1 pseudogene is annotated in these 606 nt (G+C 38.0%); it reads left to right on the forward strand.

The features are described from left to right. Positions 1 to 48 precede the first annotated feature (48 nt). Positions 49 to 606: pseudogene (locus tag HMPREF3263_RS10500) on the forward strand (hypothetical protein); the annotation flags it as partial.

Below are 606 nucleotides of genomic sequence, written 5' to 3' on the forward strand. Positions count from 1 at the left end.
GTTGGATTTGGTGGGGGAAATAGCTTAAATAAACCATTTGCATCTCAAATAGAATCTATTAGGTATGATTTCACATGGGCATTTAATCCCGATGAAAGAATAATGCCGTTATATCAACAGCATATAAAAATAAGAACATCTGATGAATTTAAAAAGAGCTTTCCAAACGATAATATTCTTCCTTATGAAGAATATAAGCAATTATATTTAGAAAAAAGGCCATATAGAACTATAAAAGCTTATTTTCATTTTATTTGGCCAATTGTTTTACTATTTTTTATTTTCCTCCCCCGTCCACGCGGCTTTCGTGTCAACCGCAAAAAACGGGTGATTTATTGGCAAACTATCTTTGGTAGTCATGCTATTGCTTTCATACCGGAACAAGGCGATCCGCTAGGCGGAATCAATTACAGCCGTTTCGGCTTGTATGCGTTTGGTGGTCATGAGCGTTTTTCATTGCAACTGTGGATTGACGACTACCTTTCCAAACGTCGTGTTACTGCGCTTTTTGGAGTCTACCCTAGCCCTAGTTCTGAACACAATGCACAAATCTTGCGTGCCATTCGTGCCTATCTCACGGAAGACAATCCTGAGTTTTTAAAGTAT

Origin of the sequence: Haemophilus sp. HMSC61B11 (assembly GCF_001838615.1) — a bacterium.
Lineage (GTDB): Bacteria > Pseudomonadota > Gammaproteobacteria > Enterobacterales > Pasteurellaceae > Haemophilus_D > Haemophilus_D parainfluenzae_AD.